Genomic DNA, 15,482 nt, shown 5'->3' on the forward strand with positions numbered 1-15,482 from the left:
CTTGCGTCCCCGCGGACCTCCCGAAAAGACTCACCTTTGCAATCAGCGACCAGGTATACCTTCGCTCGCAAATTGCCATCCGCCGGGCATCTCCAGCCGATAGCCCGCGTTTTAGTCCCGAATCTCCTCACCTTAACGCGTAAAAGCCTATCCAGACCTTCCCGAAAAGCCTCACCTTTGACGGAATCGCCGGCCAAATCGGCTCCCGGATCTAGCTGATCAGCCAGTTCCCCGAATCCCCTCACCTTTCCAATCGCCAGCGTTTCCCGCCGACCAGTCTTTCGGGCGATCGATGCGTCGAATTCCATCCTGGCTCCCGTAAAACCTCACCTCAGCAGTATCGATGCTCAAAAAGAAAGCAAAACTGGACCCCGCGCCCCGAAAAATCTCACCTTCGTTTTCCGTTTTCTCCCGCTCCGGCTCACCAAAGCGGTTAACCACCCCAAAAAACCGGCAAAAAACCATGCTCGCGAGCCTCCCGAAAGCCCTCACCTTGCTCAGACCAAACCGAACAGACACTTTCGAGGGGTGTCGGGCGCTTCGCGGCTGCGAAGTCCCGCAAAACCTCACCTTTGCCCAAACCCCACGTATACGGCGGTTCCTGAACCCGCTCACGTTCCGTCCCGGAGCCGCTCACCGAGCTTCCCGAACCCCATCACTCGAGTTTCCCGCAGATCCTCACCAAGTCTCCCGCAAAGCTTCACCTTGCTCGCCGGAAAGCCCCGCCAGATAAGGGTTTGCCGAGTCGTTAACGTCTTTAACAAGGGTTCAAAGGTGTTTATTTTTATTACTCTCAAGCCTTACACCCGCGAGCCCCGTGAAACACAGGCCCAACACCCCGCAGCCATTGCCGATCCATCGTGAAACAGTGCGCGACCATGCGGAAATCAAACAAAATTCTTCTAATACAATGGCTTATTAGCTATTCTTCGTTTTGTTTCACGGAGAAAAACGGCAGGCGCGTGTTTACCATCGCAATCTGCACGCAAAAGCCCGTCGGTATACGCCAATCCGTTCGCCACCGATAAATCGGTAGCAAACACTACGTAAATTGTTATGATCCATCCAATTCGAGCCACATCGAGGTAAACATGAATCTGGATCAGGAGCGGCAAGCCATTCGCGACGAGCTTGAATCGATGCGTGCGCAGGGCGTGCGCCGCCAGGATCTGTCGCTGCATGCATGTAAACGGCTTTTTTTCGATCTCGGCATCCGGCCATCGATGGCGGCCGTTCGCGATCTCACGCACACCGGCAGCGCAAGCGACATCCCGAAGGACATCGATCATTTCTGGGAGCGCATCCGCAGCGTGTCGCGCGTCAAGGTCGGAGCGGGCGCGATACCAAAAGCACTGGAAGATCGCGCCGGCGAACTGCTGGGCGCGTTATTCGAAGAAGCGGTCGTGCAGGCCAAAGCGTCGCTCGATGGCGAACGTGAAGAGATCCGCGCGCAGATCAGCGCCGCCGATCTACGCGTACGCGAGGCGGAAATTCGTCGGGATGCGGCCGACGACGCCATCAGGCGCAGCGAAGCGCGCGCCGAAACCGCGTGGGAGCGGGTTCGCGCACTTGAAACCCAGTTATCGAGCGCGACTACGCACGGCAGCGTTCACCTCGAAGGCATGCAGGCAACCACGCGCCGGCTCGACCAGGAGAACGAGGCGCTGCGGCAACGGCTCGAAAACGAACAGACTGCCAATGCTGCGTTGCGGGACCGGATCGACGCGTTGCACGTCGAATTGCGGCAAAGCACGGAGCACTATGCACAGCAGATCAAGGATGCGGTGGCCGAGGCCGAGCGGCGCGTCAAGCCGATGCTAGTCGAACTCGACTCGCTGCGTAGCATGGCCGCGACGTATCAGTCCGGCGTGCGTGATGCGAGCCGCAAGGAATTCGAGTTCATTCAGCAGATTGCCGCCGCCAAGGCGCGCGCCGATCGGCTCGACGCGCAGCTGCGCGAGCAGTCGGACGAAGTCGACGCGCTGACGAAAGAAGTCGCCACCCTGCGTGGCCAGCAGGGCATCGATCCGGCCATCGCCGTACTGTTGTGCTCGCTGGTTACTGAGGGGCGGCTCACGAGCAAAGAGTTGAGCATGATCGGCACCGCGGCTGACGGCCACGTGACGCTGCCCGCGAGATGCCCGAAATGCGAGGAAGGTGAGCCGGAGCTGTCGCAGGTCGATCACCGTTTCGAACTGTTCTGCCCGGAATGCGAGCACTCTTCGGGCCTCGGCGAATCGAGGCTCGCGGCGGTGAAGCAGTTCCTGTCGAACGATGGCGCCACCGCGCCGTCGTCCCGCTCCGTCCACGCGATGCGTTAACCAGAGGCGGCCAATCCAACGGGAAAAACGTCAAAGGTGAGGAAATTCGGGACCTCAATGGTGGGGTTCTTCAGGGTTCGCCGGCTCCCGTTTTCCTCGTCAAACGCCCGTCACGGCGGGGCTCGGCCAACGGTGCCGCAGCAGGATCCGGCTCCTCTGTCGCGGGCGAATCCTGCTGATCAATCCAGGTTTGCCACGCGCGATATAGCCGGTTCGCGGACACCGCCTGCACGAAGCCGAGCCATTGACCGACCTGTTCGGCTTCTACCCCGCTTTCGAACAGGTCCGCCGCAAACGTGTTGCGCAAGGTCTGCGGACTCGCGCGCGATTGGCGCGACGTGGCAATCCCCGCTGCATCGACGAGCGCATCCACCGCGCGCAGCATCGTGGCCTTATGCATCGGCCTGCCCGACGGCGATGCGGGAAACACAAGCTTGCCGGCCAGTTGCGTCAGCCGGCGTTCGGCTAGCCAGGCGTCGAGAATCGCCGTTGCGAACGGCGCGAGTCGCGTGCGCCGCGTCAGCACTGGATTCGCGGACTCGATCGTGACCCACGGCGAGCCCTCTCTCACGCAACTAACCGTAAGCGCTCCCGCTTCGCCCGTCTTCAGTCCTGCGCCCAGAAACACCGCGATCAATGCGCGATCGCGTCGCTCTCTCCAGCGCTGCGCGGTCGACAACGCCGGCAACGGCGCGAACAGTCGCGCGATCAACGCAGTGCGTTCCGCATGCGTGAGAAACCCGGTCGGCTCATTGTCGCGCGCATTGCGCCACGCGGCTTCCCCGTCCTGAGCGATGAAACGAGCCGGGTTGGTCGACGCCGATTCGATCTCGCGCACGTGATCGAGCACGCGCTCGATAAGCCGCAAATAGCGGATCCGCTGCGTTCTGCGAATCTCGAGGCTGGCGACGAATTCGGCGATCGCGGGCGTGTCGACCGTCGCGAGGCTTTGTTGCCGCGCGCCGAGCCAATCGAGAAACTGACCCCACTGCGCCTGATAGACCAACGCCGAAGAGCGACGGAAGTGCTGCTTCGCGAGCCACGCATCGAACGCGACCTGCGGGTCGCGACGCCAGTCTTCGCGTTGCTGATCGAACAGATCGGTAGAGGGCGCGGGACGGGGAACGGGGTCGGACAGATGAGGAGGTGACATGGGCAATCCTTCCGTTAGTTGCACCGTTTGGTCCGCGTATTGTAGGCGCTGACCGCCGCGAGGCCGACCGCGAGGAATGGATGAGGATCCGAGCCATCCCGACGTGGTGCCGCCATTAGCCGCCCCACGCCCGGGCGCGCTTTAAGGGCGCATCGGCCGGCCGTGGCAGCGCCGCCCGGCGCGCCGCTTCCTCGTACGCATTGACGGCAAACGCAAAAACGGCCGGCAATGCGTTGGAGGTGCCGAAATCCACGCCGTCATCGGTTTCTGGATAAGGCAGATCGGACGGGCGCTGGAACAGCCCGAGCATCAGCGCGTCGTGCCGGCTGGCAAAACCGAGATCGGCCAGCGCCTCGGCTTCGATGGCATGGAGCAGACGCCACGTGAGCGGCACCTGCCTGACGATGTAGCGCGCGGCGATGCTGCGCACGATATGTTCGAGATCGCGCGCGGCGGTCTGGAAGCGCAGCGCGGCGAGAGTTTGATCGGTAGGGTCGGTTTTCAGGTTGTTCATTCTCGGCTCCAATCGACACCTGATACTGTACAAACATACAGTACCGGGCGCAACCTGGCCGAACGGCCTAACCGTGAATCACGACCAGCAGCGCTTTCGCCTCGCTCTTGCCGACGTTGCGGATCGCATGCGGAACATCCGCGACGTAGCGCGCGGTGTCCGCGACCTTGAGCCGCTTCGTCGCGCCGGCCGCCTCGATGTCGATCGAGCCGTGCAGCACGGTCAGATGCTCGCGCGTGCCTGGCTCGTGCGCGTTCGACACGAGGGCCCCGCCTGGCTGCAGCGTCAACTCGTACCACTCGAACTTGCCGGCCAGCTCGATCGGTCCCCACACACGCAACTGGTATTTCGCTTCGTGACCGCTTAGCGTAGGAATATCGCGCGGTCCGGAAACGGCGATTGCCTCAGGCGACTTCGGCGGCGCAAACAGCGAATCGAGACTTATGCCGAGCGCATTGGTCAGCCGCCATGCAACCGCGATCGTCGGATTGGCCTTGTCGCGCTCGATTTCCGAGAGCATCGATTTCGACACGCCGGCCGCGCGCGACAGATCGTCGAGCGTCATGCGCCGCTCGGCGCGCAGCCGTTGAATCTGTTCGCCGACGCGCGGCGGCGCCGCACTCGGCGGTAATGCCGCGCTGGCGGAGGTGGGCGCCGCATTGGACGCGGTGCGGCGTGTACCCGAACTTGCCATTTCCTGACCCATCGTTTAGAGTTGTTCGATATACCGGATTTTAGTTCGGAAAAACGAAAATATCCGATAAAGCTGACAACCGACTATAACAGGCCGCCCTTCCCGCACGCATGCGAATGCGGGCGCCATCACTCTCAGGAGTCCCGTTCATGCGTGACCAATACCTTGCCCATTTGCGCGGCACCCTCGACCAGATCCGCGCCGACGGCTTCTACAAGAGCGAGCGCGTGATCGCGAGTCCGCAGTCGGCCGACGTGCGTCTTGCCGACGGCAGCGACGTGCTGAACTTCTGCGCAAACAACTATCTCGGTCTCGCCGACGACACGCGGCTGATCGAAGCCGCCAAGCAAGGCCTCGACAGCGACGGCTTCGGGATGGCGTCGGTGCGCTTCATCTGCGGCACGCAAACCGTGCACAAGCAACTCGAAGCGGCGCTCGCCGCATTCCTGCAAACCGACGACTGCATTCTCTACTCGAGCTGCTTCGACGCGAACGGCGGCCTGTTCGAAACGCTGCTCGACGAAAACGACGCGATCATCAGCGACGAGCTGAATCACGCGAGCATCATCGACGGTGTGCGTCTGTCCAAGGCGAAGCGCTTTCGCTACAGGAACAACGACCTCGGCGATCTCGAAGCGCGCCTGCAGGAAGCCGATGCGGCGGGCGCGCGCTTCAAACTGATCGCGACCGACGGCGTGTTCTCGATGGACGGCATCATCGCGAACCTCGCCGGCATCTGCGATCTGGCCGACAGGTACGGCGCATTGGTCATGGTCGACGACTCGCACGCGGTCGGCTTCATCGGTGAACACGGTCGCGGCACGCCCGAGCATTGCGGAGTGATGGCGCGCGTCGACATCATTACCGGCACGCTCGGCAAGGCGCTCGGCGGCGCATCGGGCGGCTACGTCGCGGCGCGCAAGGAAGTCGTCGAACTGTTGCGGCAGCGCTCCCGCCCGTATCTGTTCTCGAACACGCTCACGCCGAGCATCGCGGCGGCGTCGCTGAAGGTACTCGAATTGCTCGCCAGCGATGAAGGGGCGTTGCTGCGCGCACGCGTGCGCGAAAACGGCGCGCATTTCCGCCGCGCGATGAGCGCGCTCGGCTTTACGCTCGTGCCGGGCGAACATCCGATCATTCCGGTGATGCTCGGCGACGCGCAACTCGCGGGAAAGATGGCCGATGCGCTGCTGAAGCAAGGCGTCTACGTGATCGGTTTTTCGTTCCCGGTGGTGCCGCGTGGCCGCGCGCGCATCCGCACGCAGATGAGCGCCGCGCACACGCCGGAGCAGATCGACCGTGCCGTCGAGGCGTTCGCGCGCGTCGGCCGCGAGCTCGGCGTCATCACCACGTGATCGCCGCGTGATTCGAATGGAGAAGCAGATGAAAGCATTGGCAAAACTCGAACGCGGACCGGGCCTCACGCTGACCGACGTGAAGAAGCCCGAAGTCGGTCATAACGACGTGATGATCCGCATCACGCGCACCGCGATTTGCGGCACCGACATTCATATCTGGAAGTGGGACGACTGGGCGCAGAAGACGATTCCGGTGCCGATGCACGTCGGCCATGAATACGTCGGCGAAATCGTCGAGATGGGGCAGGAAGTGCGCGGCTTTGCGATCGGCGATCGGGTGTCGGGCGAAGGACACATCACCTGCGGCTTCTGCCGCAACTGTCGCGCGGGCCGCCGGCATCTGTGCCGCAACACGATCGGCGTCGGCGTGAATCGCGAGGGCGCGTTCGCCGAATACCTGGTGATTCCGGCCTTCAACGCGTTCAAGATCCCGCCTGAAATCTCCGACGATCTCGCCGCGATCTTCGATCCGTTCGGCAACGCGACGCATACGGCGCTGTCGTTCAACCTCGTCGGCGAAGACGTGCTGATTACCGGCGCTGGGCCGATCGGCATCATGGCGGTCGCGATCGCCAGGCACGTCGGCGCGCGCAACGTCGTGATCACCGACGTCAACGACTATCGCCTCGAACTCGCGCGCAAGATGGGCGCGACGCGCGCGGTGAACGTGTCGCGCGAATCGTTGCGCGACGTGATGCACGATCTGCACATGACCGAGGGCTTCGACGTCGGACTCGAAATGTCGGGCGTGCCGAGTGCTTTTACGGGCATGCTCGAAGCGATGAACCACGGCGGCAAGATCGCGCTGCTCGGCATTCCACCCGCGCAAACCGCGATCGACTGGACCCAGGTGATCTTCAAAGGCCTTGAAATCAAGGGCATTTATGGGCGCGAGATGTTCGAGACCTGGTACAAGATGGTGGCGATGCTGCAAAGCGGCCTCGATCTGTCGCCGATCCTCACCCACCATTTCAAGGTCGACGACTATCAGGAAGCCTTCGCGACGATGCTCTCCGGCGAAAGCGGCAAGGTGATTCTCGACTGGACCTCTGCCTGAGTCGGCACCTCACCGTCTGAACGCTGACGCCCGCAGCGCGCTTACGCGCCTGCGGGCGTTTTCACGAACTCGGCCTGGATGCGCACGTGAATATCGTCGCCGACGGCCGGATACCAGGTAGACAGACCGAACTTCGCGCGGCTGAAATGACCGTCCGCGGAAAAGCCGAGCGTGTCTTTCTTCGTTAGCGGATCGGGCGCGAAGCCGTTGAACGTGACGTCGAGCGTGACCGGCTGCGTGACGCCGCGGATCGTCAGATCGCCGCTCAGCGTGCCGCGCGCTTCGCCGGTGCGCTCGAAACGCGTGCTCGCGAAGCGGATCTGCGGATAGCGCGCGACGTCGAGCATGCTGTCGCTTTTCACCATCTTGTCGAGCAGCGGCACGTTCGTGTCGATGCTCGCGGCGTCGATCGCGACCGACGCCGTGCTGCGGTCGAGGCCGCCGTCGTTCCAGTCGAGCTCCCCCTGCTTGCGATCGAAACGCATCGTAAAGCGCGTGTATTTGAGGTGATCGATATCGAACGTGATGCTCGTATGGTCCTGATCGATGTCGTAGCGTCCGGGCGGCACGCGCGCCTCGTTCTGACTGACCGAATGCGTGAGCACCTGGATCGGCGTGCAGGCCACCGCGCCCAGCAGCGTTGCGCCGAGCAGCGCGCGCACCCACGCGGTGCGAACGGAGGATGGTTTCATCGAAGCGATTCTGGTTGAGCGGTGATCAAGCGACTCCATCACGATAGCAGCAAGCGCACCCACAGCGCCGAAGCTCGAAGAAAAACTTGACGATGGAGAATGATCGTTCTACCTTTTCGTCCATGACACACGAAACGATTCCGACCGATCCAAACGACGCGGCCCAGTCCGGCACGGCGCGCGAGCGGCTGCTCGATGCCGCCGAGGCGCTCATCTACGCCGGCGGCATCCATGCAACCGGCGTCGATGCGATCGTGCGGCAGTCCGGCACCGCGCGCAAAAGCTTTTACACGCATTTCGAGTCGAAAGATGCGCTAATCGCGGCCGCGCTCGAACGGCGCGACGAGCGCTGGATGAACTGGTTTATCGCCGGCACGCAACGGCGCGGCAAGGGCGCGCGCAGACGCCTGCTCGGCATGTTCGACGTGCTGCGCGAGTGGTTCGCATCGGCGGATTTTCATGGCTGCGCGTTTCTGAACGCGGCCGGCGAGATCGAATCCGCCGACGATCCGATCCGCGTCGTCGCGCGCAAACACAAGGCACGGCTGCTCGGTTTCGTGCGTGCCGAATGCGTCGCGTTCGTCGTGGAAGCCGAAATCGATGCGCGTCGCGCGTCGCCGCTCGCGCGGCAATGGCTCGTGCTGCTCGACGGCGCGATCGCGGTGGCGCTCGTGAGCGGCGAAGCCGATGCGGCGCTCGACGCGCAGGCGGTTGGCAAGACCTTGCTCGATGCGGCAGTGAAACCCGCCGCAACCAAACGGCCGCCATCGCGGCGCACCACCACCTGACTGAGGAACCATCATGACCGATACGATCGAAGCCCGCCCGCCGCTGCCGCCATTCACTCGCGATACCGCGATCCAGAAAGTGCGCGCCGCGGAAGACGCGTGGAACAGCCGCGAACCCGAGCGCGTATCGCTCGCGTACACGACGGATAGCGTGTGGCGCAACCGCGCCGAATTCGTGCATGGCCGCGCGGAGATCGTCGGCTTTCTGCGCCGCAAGTGGGCGAAGGAGCTCGACTATCGGCTGATCAAGGAACTGTGGGCGTTCACCGACAACCGCATCGCGGTGCGCTTCGCGTACGAATGGCACGATGATTCGAACAACTGGTTCCGCTCGTATGGCAACGAGAACTGGGAGTTCAACGAGCATGGTCTGATGGCGCATCGTCACGCAAGCATCAATGACCTGCCGATCCGCGAAGCCGACCGCTTGTATCGCTGGCCGCTCGGCCGGCGGCCCGACGATCACCCCAGCCTGTCCGATCTCGGTCTGTAGACGTTCCCACCACATTCATCGCCGGCGGCGCACCTGATGCGCGTCGCGAACTTCTTCACCGCTTGTTCATCACGGCGCCATCGGTTCTCCGTTATGGTGGCGGTTCCGGCTGCGGGGGCACGTCGCGTGCCCGGCCGGCCGAGCGAGTCCTCAACATCGACCGCACGGCTTCAGATACAGTGCGCGACGGGCGGCACGCGGATCGCCAGAACACCATGACACCGGCGCTCGACCGGTGACGGAGAAGAAATGCACGTCAGGCAGATGAACAAGAATATCCGGCGCGCCGCGGTGGCGCTTTTCGCCAGCTTCGCGGCGCTCTCCGCGGCGCACGCGGGCAACTGGTGTGACGGCGGTGTATGGGTCGACGCGATGCTCGGCTCGTATCACATCAACCCCGATCCCGATACGCACTTCGAGCAGTTCAATCCCGGGCTTGGCGTCGAATGCTGGCTGAACAACCAGTGGGCGCTGACGGCCGGCGGCTTTCGCAACTCGCTGCGTCGGCCGTCCTACTACGGCGGCGGCGTGTGGGCGCCGGAGTTCGCGCATTGGGGAATCGTGCGGATCGCGGCGATCGGCGGGATCATCTCCGGCTATAACTATGGCAACTGGGGGCTTGGCAGCAATCACACGATCGGCCCGGTGGTCGCGCCGATCGTGATGCTCGAATACAAGCGCGTCGGCGCGAACTTCATCGTCATTCCGCCGATCCCATCGGACAATCTGCCCTTTACGATTGGTTTTCAGCTGAAGGTAAAGTTCTGACGGAGCCGTAAGCAACGTGAGCGATCGCCCCCAGGTGAGGTTTTTCGGGAGCCAAAGGCTTCCGTTCTACCCGGATTGAGCAATTGCCACGAGCGCGAGGTCTCGAATGCGGGGTCGACCTCCTGGAACTCCTCACCATGGCGCACAAAGCGTCGTTCTCTCGACTCCTGGAAATCCTCACCATCCTGGAAGACCTCACCTCAACAGGCGCGCTTCAACTTTTAGCCCTGCATTCGAGCGTGTTTTTCGCGCACTGGACGCCGACGCGCTCCGCGCTCGCTGGTCCGAAACGCAATCGTTCACCGCAACGCTGAAGCCAGCGAAGCACGCGCTGCGCACTTCGACGCACCTCATCCCCATCGCCGTTCCGACGCACACCGCGTGAGCCGTCGCGCATCCCGCCCACCGCTCCCGTAAACCCTCACCGTAGCGCCACCTCCTGGAATTCCTCACCATTCGCGCGTCGCTCGATCCGGGCCTCGCCCATGCACGCCATTCATATCGACCATTTTTGGCCCGAATTTGACCGCGTTTATCGCCGCTCATATCGTGCAGCCATGTCGTCCGGATGTGATTCGCCCCGCTGCGTAGAGCCATCGTCATGCGGGAACCTCAATCTTCGTTCTCCCTGAGCCATGAACTCTGACGCCGTGAATTCCGATCTGAGCGCCCCGCTCGCATCACGCCGATCCGCCGCCGCGACGAGCGGCGTACGACGCGCGGTCACGACCGCCGTGCTGGGTCAAATCCTCGAATGGTATGACTTCTTCCTGTATGGAACGGCCGCCGCGCTGGTATTCGGCAAGCTGTTCTTCCCCGTCGGCAGCGATCCGCTCACCGGCACCATCGCCGCGTTCGGCGGCTTCACGGTCGGCTTCATCGCGCGGCCGATCGGCGGTGTGCTGTGCGGACATCTCGGTGACCGCTACGGGCGCAAGCTCGTGACGATGCTGACGCTGTTCGCGATGGGCACGGCGACTATGTTGATGGGCGTGCTGCCCACCTACCAGCAGATCGGCCTCGCCGCGCCGGCGCTGCTCGTGTGTCTGCGCATCGTGCAGGGGCTCGCCGCGGGCGGCGAATGGAGCGGCAGCATCCTGCTGATCCATGAGAACGCGCCGCAATCGAAGCGCGGCGCGCTCGCCGCATGGAGTCCGTGCGGCGCGGCGCTCGGCTTCGTGCTGTCGACCGGTGCGTTCCTGCTGGTGCGGAACCTGTCGTCTGCCGATTTCCTGAGCTGGGGCTGGCGCATTCCGTTCCTCTGCAGCGCCGCACTCGTCGCACTGGGTTTGTGGATGCGCCGCTCGGTCGGCGAAAGCGCCGCGTTCGCTCGAGCGAAGGCAACGCGTCGCGACACCCGCATGCCGGTGATCGAAGTGTTGCGGCAATGTCCTCGCGAAGTGCTGACGATCTTCGGTTTGCGCTTCGGCGAAGGCGGTGCGTCGTACATCTTCTTCGCGTTCTCGATCGCGTATGGCCAGTTCCTCGGCATCAAATCGATCGCGTATGGCCAGTTCCTCGGCATCAAATCGAGTTGGATCCTCGGCGGCCTGACTCTTTCGATGCTGCTGATGATTCCGTTCTCGCTGTTCTTCGGCTACCTGACCGACAAGGTCGGACGCAAGCCCGTGTATCTCGCCGGCGCGATTGCGTTGGTGCTTGTCGCATGGCCGTACTTTGCGCTGCTCGGCTCCGGCGAATACTGGAAAGTGATCACGGCCCTCGTGCTGGCGAACAGCCTCACGCTCGGCATCCTCGAAGGCGCGCAGCCCGCGTTCATCAGCGAACTGTTGCCGGTACATCTGCGCTTCTCGGGGCTTGGCATCGGGCGCGAAATCTCCTCGGTGCTCGGCGGCGGCCTGTCGCCGATGATCGCCACGGCGCTGCTCGCGCACTATCGCAGCGCGACGCCGGTCGCTCTGTATCTCGGCGTGCTCGGTCTGATCACCGTCATCGCGACGCTGCTCGCCCGGGAGACCTATCCGAAAGCGATGCGCATCGAAGCGCATCGGGAAACCGAATGACATCGTTCACATCACTGAATCAAGAGGTAACGCGCATGCACGCCGTTCATACCGCCAGCGCCCGCGCTTGCACCGCCGACGCACCCATCATCGACACGCAGGAGGACTACCCTGAATACACGGGCCCGCTGTCGCTCGATGACCTGATCACCGAAGTCGAGCGTCGCCGCGACGAGTTCGATGCGGTTTCACACGTCCCGCGCGACATGATCGTGAAGATGAAGCGCGCGGGCATCTTCCGCGCGAGCACGCCGAAACGCTTCGGCGGCGACGCGCTGCCGCCGCCACAGTTTCTGGCGATGCTCGAACGCATCGCGATCGCCGATGGTTCGACCGCATGGGTCGCGGCCTTTGGCTCCGCGAACACGTATCTTGCGTCGCTGCCGGTCGAGACTCAGGCCCGCATCTACGCGTCCGGTCCGGACCAGGTTTTCGCGGGCGGCCTGTATCCCCTGCAACCGGCCGAGCGTGCGCCCGGCGGCTACGTCGTGTCGGGTCAATGGCGTTTCGCGAGCGGCTGCAAGGGCGCGGACTGGCTCGGCGTCGGCATCGGTGGCGCGCCGGGCAAGGTCGGCGACGCGAACGCGGGCAAGCCGTTCACGGCCGTGTTTCCGGCGAGCGAAGTCGAGATCGTCGACAACTGGAACGTGGTCGGCATGCAAGGCACCGGGAGCCACGATCTGCGCCTGAAAAACAGGTTCGTCGACGAGCAATGGACCTTCGTGCGCGGCGGTGCGCCGCTGATCGACGAGCCGCTCTACCGCTACCCCGCCGTCGCATATCAGGCACAGGTGCATGCGGCGGTGAACCTCGGGCTCGCGCGCGCGGCGCTCGACCTGCTGGCCGGTATGTCCGGCGTAACCAGAACGACGACCGGCGCGCCGCGTCTTGCCGACCGCGCGTACTATCGCTCGGGTCTCGCGCAGGCGGAAGCGAATCTGCGCAGCGCGCGCGCGTTCTTCTTCGAGTCGGCGCAAACTTCGTGGCGCACGGTCATGGCGGGCGACCCCGTGTCGCCCAGCGAGGCCAATCTGCTGCGGCTCTCCGCGACGCATGCCGCGCATACGTGCGCCGAGGTGGTCATGCAGGCGTACAAGATGGCTGGCATCGGCGCGATCTATCGCGAGAGCCGCATGCAGCGGATGGTGCGCGATTCGATCGTCGTCACGCAGCACGCGTTTCTCGGCGAAGGCACCTACGACGCGTCGGGCGCGCTGTTCGTCGGCATACCGCCGGTCACGCCCTATCCCTGAGCGACGTAGGAGCGACTGTCATGACGCACGACGAAACGCGCACGCACTTCCGCGACGCGATGGCTTGCCTCGGCGCGGCCGTCAACATCATCACGACCGATGGTCCGCGCGGGCGCTGCGGCATCACCGCGAGCGCGGTCTGTTCGGTGACCGATACGCCACCGACCATGCTGGTATGCATCAATCAATCGAGCTATGTGCATGACGTGATGCACGAAAACGCGAACCTGTGCATCAACATCCTTGGCGCGCACTGCCAGGACCTGGCGCGCGTGTTCGCGGGCATGACGGGTTGCACGATGGACGCGCGTTTCGATCAATGCGCGTGGCAGCCGGGAGCGCTCGGCGCTCCGGTGCTTGGCGACGCGCTCGCGAGCCTCGAAGGACAGATCGTCGACAGCAAGACGGTGGGCTCGCACTCGGTGATGTTCGTGCGGATCGAGCGGATCGCCACGCGCGATGACGGCGATGGCCTCGTCTACTTCGGCAGGCAGTTCCACCGGCTTGCGCGTGCCGGTGTCGCGGCTTGCGAGGCGGCATGACGATGCAGGTCTGTCTCTTTCTGATCGGCACGAGCGACGCGCGGCAATCGCTCACGGACCCGCGCGCGCTGCTGCGGGCCGCCACGCAAGTCGCGGGGTTGCGCAAGCTGATCGTGCACGAGCCGATCGCGGGACAGGTCGATGCGCGTATCGCGCCGGCGGCCGATGCGCCGTCGTGCGTGCTGCAGTGGTACTTCGACGAACTCGAGCCGCTCGAAGCCGCGCTCGAACCTGACGGCGCGATCGCCCACGCGTTGCATTCGGCCATGCGCGCCGAATTCAGCCCGCAAAGCTTCATGCAGCAGGTGATGGCCGTGCGCATCTTCGCGCCACCGCAGGCTGCGTCGGTCGAAGACAACGCGCAACGCTGCACCTATCTGGTCGCATACGAAGGCGTCGCGCAAGACTTCAACGCGTGGCTTACGCACTATCTGGCGCATCATCCGCCGTTGATGCTGCAATTGCCGGCGCTGCGCGAAATGGAGATCTACACGCGCATCGACAGCCGCAGCGGTTTGCCGTTTGCGCGCGCGAGCGCGATGCAACGCAACAAGGTCGTGTTCGACGATGCGAGCGCGCTCACCGATGCGCTCGCGTCGCCGGTGCGCGATGCGATGCGCCGCGACTTCCACGCGCTGCCGCCATACAGCGGGGCGACGCCGCATTTTGCAATGCGCAGCATCTACGGTAACCTCGCCGCATATTGACCGGCGCGTCGCGCGGCCAGCGACATGCCTTAGTTTGCGAGAGCTGCGCATGAACAAGCTGAATCCCGGCATCGCCGATCTGAATCTTCTACGCGTGTTCCTCGCGATCTGGGACCTGCGCAGTCTGACGGCGGCCGGCGATCGGCTCGGTCTCACGCAACCGGCGGTCAGTCATGCGCTGCGCCGCCTGCGCACTTTGTTCGAAGACCCGCTGTTTTCGCGCACGCCCAATGGCATGGTCCCCACCGATGCCGCGTACCGCCTCTATCCGCCGCTCGCGCAAGCGTTCGCGATCATCAACGAAGCCGTGCAGCAGCTGGCGAAGTTCGAGCCGTCGACCGCGCGACGGGTGTTTCGCGTGTCGATGTCGGACATGTCGGAGTTCTACTTCTTGCCCCCGCTCGCCGCGCTGCTCGATCGCGAAGCGCGCGGCATCCGCATCGAGGTTGCCAATGTGCCGGTCGAGTCGGTCAGCGCGGCGATGCGCGCCGGCGAAGTCGATCTCGCGCTCGGCTATGTGCCGGGTCTCGACGCGGGCTGCGTGAGCCGGACGCTGTTCGTCGACGAGCACGTGTGCGTGGTGCGCGCCGGTCATCCGCTGCGCAAGACGAGGCCGAGCCGCGAAGATCTGACCGCGCTACGCTACGTGTACGCGAGCACCAATGCGACCGGGCATCGGATGGTCGAGCAATGGCTCGACGAGCTGAACCTGAAGCGCGAGGTCGTGCTGCGGCTGCCGCATTTCGTCGTCGCGCCCGAGATCGTGATGAATACCGATCTTGCCGTGATCTTTCCGAAAAGCATCGCGAAGCGCTTCAACCGCGGCAAGGCGTTCCGGATTCTGCCGCTGCCGTTTCCGCTGCCGCCGATCGAAATCCAGGTGCACTGCCACTCGCAGTTCGCGGCGGACCCCGGCATCGCGTGGCTGCGCGAGACCATCCATACGATGTTTCATCAGCCGGCACGCTGAGCGCCCGTGAGCTTGCCCGCGGGTGCCCGGGCACGCCGGGCATATTAGCTGCACTGATACCCGCCCTGCTTTTCGGCTAATTTGACGCCACTATCTGTCGCCTCGACACTGCGTATCGTGCGAAGCCTTTTCTGAAAGGCCGCCATCC

The 15,482-nt window shown here is 63.8% G+C and carries 16 protein-coding genes; 12 read left to right on the top strand and 4 right to left on the bottom strand.

Features of this window, described 5'->3' with window-relative positions; genetic code table 11:
• Positions 1 to 1,091: 1,091 nt before the first annotated feature.
• A complete protein-coding gene (locus tag OKW39_RS35785) occupies positions 1,092 to 2,321 on the top strand; it encodes a DNA-binding protein (protein WP_429564788.1) in 1,230 nt (409 codons plus the stop codon).
• 70 nt (positions 2,322 to 2,391) lie between these two features.
• Here OKW39_RS35785 and OKW39_RS35790 read toward each other — a convergent pair whose 3' ends face one another.
• From OKW39_RS35790 to OKW39_RS35800, 3 genes are all read right to left on the bottom strand, one after another.
• Positions 2,392 to 3,474: a tyrosine-type recombinase/integrase gene (locus OKW39_RS35790; protein ID WP_184031072.1), complete on the bottom strand. Its 1,083-nt coding sequence runs from the start codon at positions 3,472 to 3,474 to the stop codon at positions 2,392 to 2,394.
• A 115-nt stretch (positions 3,475 to 3,589) separates the two neighbouring features.
• Positions 3,590 to 3,988 (bottom strand): DUF2471 family protein, encoded by a 399-nt coding sequence (locus OKW39_RS35795; RefSeq protein WP_184073414.1) that lies wholly within the window; start codon positions 3,986 to 3,988, stop codon positions 3,590 to 3,592.
• Positions 3,989 to 4,055: 67 nt separating this feature from the next.
• Entirely contained in the window at positions 4,056 to 4,694 is a 639-nt protein-coding gene (locus tag OKW39_RS35800) for a helix-turn-helix domain-containing protein (RefSeq protein ID WP_429564789.1), read from the bottom strand.
• A 137-nt stretch (positions 4,695 to 4,831) separates the two neighbouring features.
• Between OKW39_RS35800 and OKW39_RS35805 the strand changes: the two genes are divergently transcribed.
• A complete protein-coding gene (locus OKW39_RS35805) occupies positions 4,832 to 6,037 on the top strand; it encodes a glycine C-acetyltransferase (RefSeq protein WP_429564790.1) in 1,206 nt (401 codons plus the stop codon).
• Positions 6,038 to 6,065: 28 nt separating this feature from the next.
• Positions 6,066 to 7,097: an L-threonine 3-dehydrogenase gene (tdh, locus tag OKW39_RS35810; RefSeq protein WP_090810329.1), complete on the top strand. Its 1,032-nt coding sequence runs from the start codon at positions 6,066 to 6,068 to the stop codon at positions 7,095 to 7,097.
• 41 nt (positions 7,098 to 7,138) lie between these two features.
• Here the strand turns inward: tdh and OKW39_RS35815 are convergent, their stop codons facing one another.
• On the bottom strand, positions 7,139 to 7,789 hold the full coding sequence (locus OKW39_RS35815) for a YceI family protein (protein ID WP_429333134.1): 651 nt from the start codon (positions 7,787 to 7,789) through the stop codon (positions 7,139 to 7,141).
• Positions 7,790 to 7,911: 122 nt separating this feature from the next.
• On the opposite strand from OKW39_RS35815, the gene OKW39_RS35820 reads away from it, so the two are divergent.
• The 9 genes from OKW39_RS35820 (at position 7,912) to OKW39_RS35860 (ending at position 15,334) form a co-directional block, all read left to right on the top strand.
• Entirely contained in the window at positions 7,912 to 8,577 is a 666-nt protein-coding gene (locus OKW39_RS35820) for a TetR/AcrR family transcriptional regulator (protein WP_429564791.1), read from the top strand.
• A gap of 13 nt (positions 8,578 to 8,590) precedes the next feature.
• Positions 8,591 to 9,070 (top strand): DUF1348 family protein, encoded by a 480-nt coding sequence (locus OKW39_RS35825; RefSeq protein WP_429564792.1) that lies wholly within the window; start codon positions 8,591 to 8,593, stop codon positions 9,068 to 9,070.
• A gap of 249 nt (positions 9,071 to 9,319) precedes the next feature.
• A complete protein-coding gene (locus OKW39_RS35830; RefSeq protein ID WP_184031106.1) occupies positions 9,320 to 9,838 on the top strand; it encodes a hypothetical protein in 519 nt (172 codons plus the stop codon).
• 137 nt (positions 9,839 to 9,975) lie between these two features.
• A complete protein-coding gene (locus OKW39_RS35835; protein ID WP_429564793.1) occupies positions 9,976 to 10,152 on the top strand; it encodes a hypothetical protein in 177 nt (58 codons plus the stop codon).
• A gap of 321 nt (positions 10,153 to 10,473) precedes the next feature.
• Positions 10,474 to 11,862 (top strand): MFS transporter, encoded by a 1,389-nt coding sequence (locus OKW39_RS35840; RefSeq protein WP_429564794.1) that lies wholly within the window; start codon positions 10,474 to 10,476, stop codon positions 11,860 to 11,862.
• A 35-nt stretch (positions 11,863 to 11,897) separates the two neighbouring features.
• Positions 11,898 to 13,115: an acyl-CoA dehydrogenase family protein gene (locus OKW39_RS35845; RefSeq protein ID WP_090810333.1), complete on the top strand. Its 1,218-nt coding sequence runs from the start codon at positions 11,898 to 11,900 to the stop codon at positions 13,113 to 13,115.
• 20 nt (positions 13,116 to 13,135) lie between these two features.
• Positions 13,136 to 13,657, top strand: coding sequence for a 4-hydroxyphenylacetate 3-monooxygenase, reductase component (hpaC, locus tag OKW39_RS35850; protein WP_429564795.1), 522 nt, complete (start codon positions 13,136 to 13,138; stop codon positions 13,655 to 13,657).
• A 2-nt stretch (positions 13,658 to 13,659) separates the two neighbouring features.
• Positions 13,660 to 14,364 carry an EthD family reductase gene (locus OKW39_RS35855; RefSeq protein ID WP_429565485.1) on the top strand — a complete coding sequence of 235 codons (705 nt, stop codon included), beginning with the start codon at positions 13,660 to 13,662 and terminating at the stop codon, positions 14,362 to 14,364.
• 49 nt (positions 14,365 to 14,413) lie between these two features.
• Positions 14,414 to 15,334, top strand: a complete 921-nt coding sequence (locus tag OKW39_RS35860) for a LysR family transcriptional regulator (protein WP_429564796.1) — start codon at positions 14,414 to 14,416, stop codon at positions 15,332 to 15,334.
• The last annotated feature ends 148 nt before the right edge of the window (positions 15,335 to 15,482 follow it).

It is taken from the genome of Paraburkholderia sp. MM6662-R1 (assembly GCF_050436245.1).
GTDB lineage: Bacteria > Pseudomonadota > Gammaproteobacteria > Burkholderiales > Burkholderiaceae > Paraburkholderia > Paraburkholderia tuberum.

What these genes read in the sequence shown, in the direction of transcription:
- OKW39_RS35785 (WP_429564788.1), top strand. Translation starts at nt 1,092, where the DNA reads ATGAATCTGGATCAGGAGCGGCAAGCCATTCGCGACGAGCTTGAATCG.
- OKW39_RS35790 (WP_184031072.1), bottom strand. Translation starts at nt 3,474, where the DNA reads ATGTCACCTCCTCATCTGTCCGACCCCGTTCCCCGTCCCGCGCCCTCT.
- OKW39_RS35795 (WP_184073414.1), bottom strand. Translation starts at nt 3,988, where the DNA reads ATGAACAACCTGAAAACCGACCCTACCGATCAAACTCTCGCCGCGCTG.
- OKW39_RS35800 (WP_429564789.1), bottom strand. Translation starts at nt 4,694, where the DNA reads ATGGGTCAGGAAATGGCAAGTTCGGGTACACGCCGCACCGCGTCCAAT.
- OKW39_RS35805 (WP_429564790.1), top strand. Translation starts at nt 4,832, where the DNA reads ATGCGTGACCAATACCTTGCCCATTTGCGCGGCACCCTCGACCAGATC.
- tdh (WP_090810329.1), top strand. Translation starts at nt 6,066, where the DNA reads ATGAAAGCATTGGCAAAACTCGAACGCGGACCGGGCCTCACGCTGACC.
- OKW39_RS35815 (WP_429333134.1), bottom strand. Translation starts at nt 7,789, where the DNA reads ATGAAACCATCCTCCGTTCGCACCGCGTGGGTGCGCGCGCTGCTCGGC.
- OKW39_RS35820 (WP_429564791.1), top strand. Translation starts at nt 7,912, where the DNA reads ATGACACACGAAACGATTCCGACCGATCCAAACGACGCGGCCCAGTCC.
- OKW39_RS35825 (WP_429564792.1), top strand. Translation starts at nt 8,591, where the DNA reads ATGACCGATACGATCGAAGCCCGCCCGCCGCTGCCGCCATTCACTCGC.
- OKW39_RS35830 (WP_184031106.1), top strand. Translation starts at nt 9,320, where the DNA reads ATGCACGTCAGGCAGATGAACAAGAATATCCGGCGCGCCGCGGTGGCG.
- OKW39_RS35835 (WP_429564793.1), top strand. Translation starts at nt 9,976, where the DNA reads ATGGCGCACAAAGCGTCGTTCTCTCGACTCCTGGAAATCCTCACCATC.
- OKW39_RS35840 (WP_429564794.1), top strand. Translation starts at nt 10,474, where the DNA reads ATGAACTCTGACGCCGTGAATTCCGATCTGAGCGCCCCGCTCGCATCA.
- OKW39_RS35845 (WP_090810333.1), top strand. Translation starts at nt 11,898, where the DNA reads ATGCACGCCGTTCATACCGCCAGCGCCCGCGCTTGCACCGCCGACGCA.
- hpaC (WP_429564795.1), top strand. Translation starts at nt 13,136, where the DNA reads ATGACGCACGACGAAACGCGCACGCACTTCCGCGACGCGATGGCTTGC.
- OKW39_RS35855 (WP_429565485.1), top strand. Translation starts at nt 13,660, where the DNA reads ATGCAGGTCTGTCTCTTTCTGATCGGCACGAGCGACGCGCGGCAATCG.
- OKW39_RS35860 (WP_429564796.1), top strand. Translation starts at nt 14,414, where the DNA reads ATGAACAAGCTGAATCCCGGCATCGCCGATCTGAATCTTCTACGCGTG.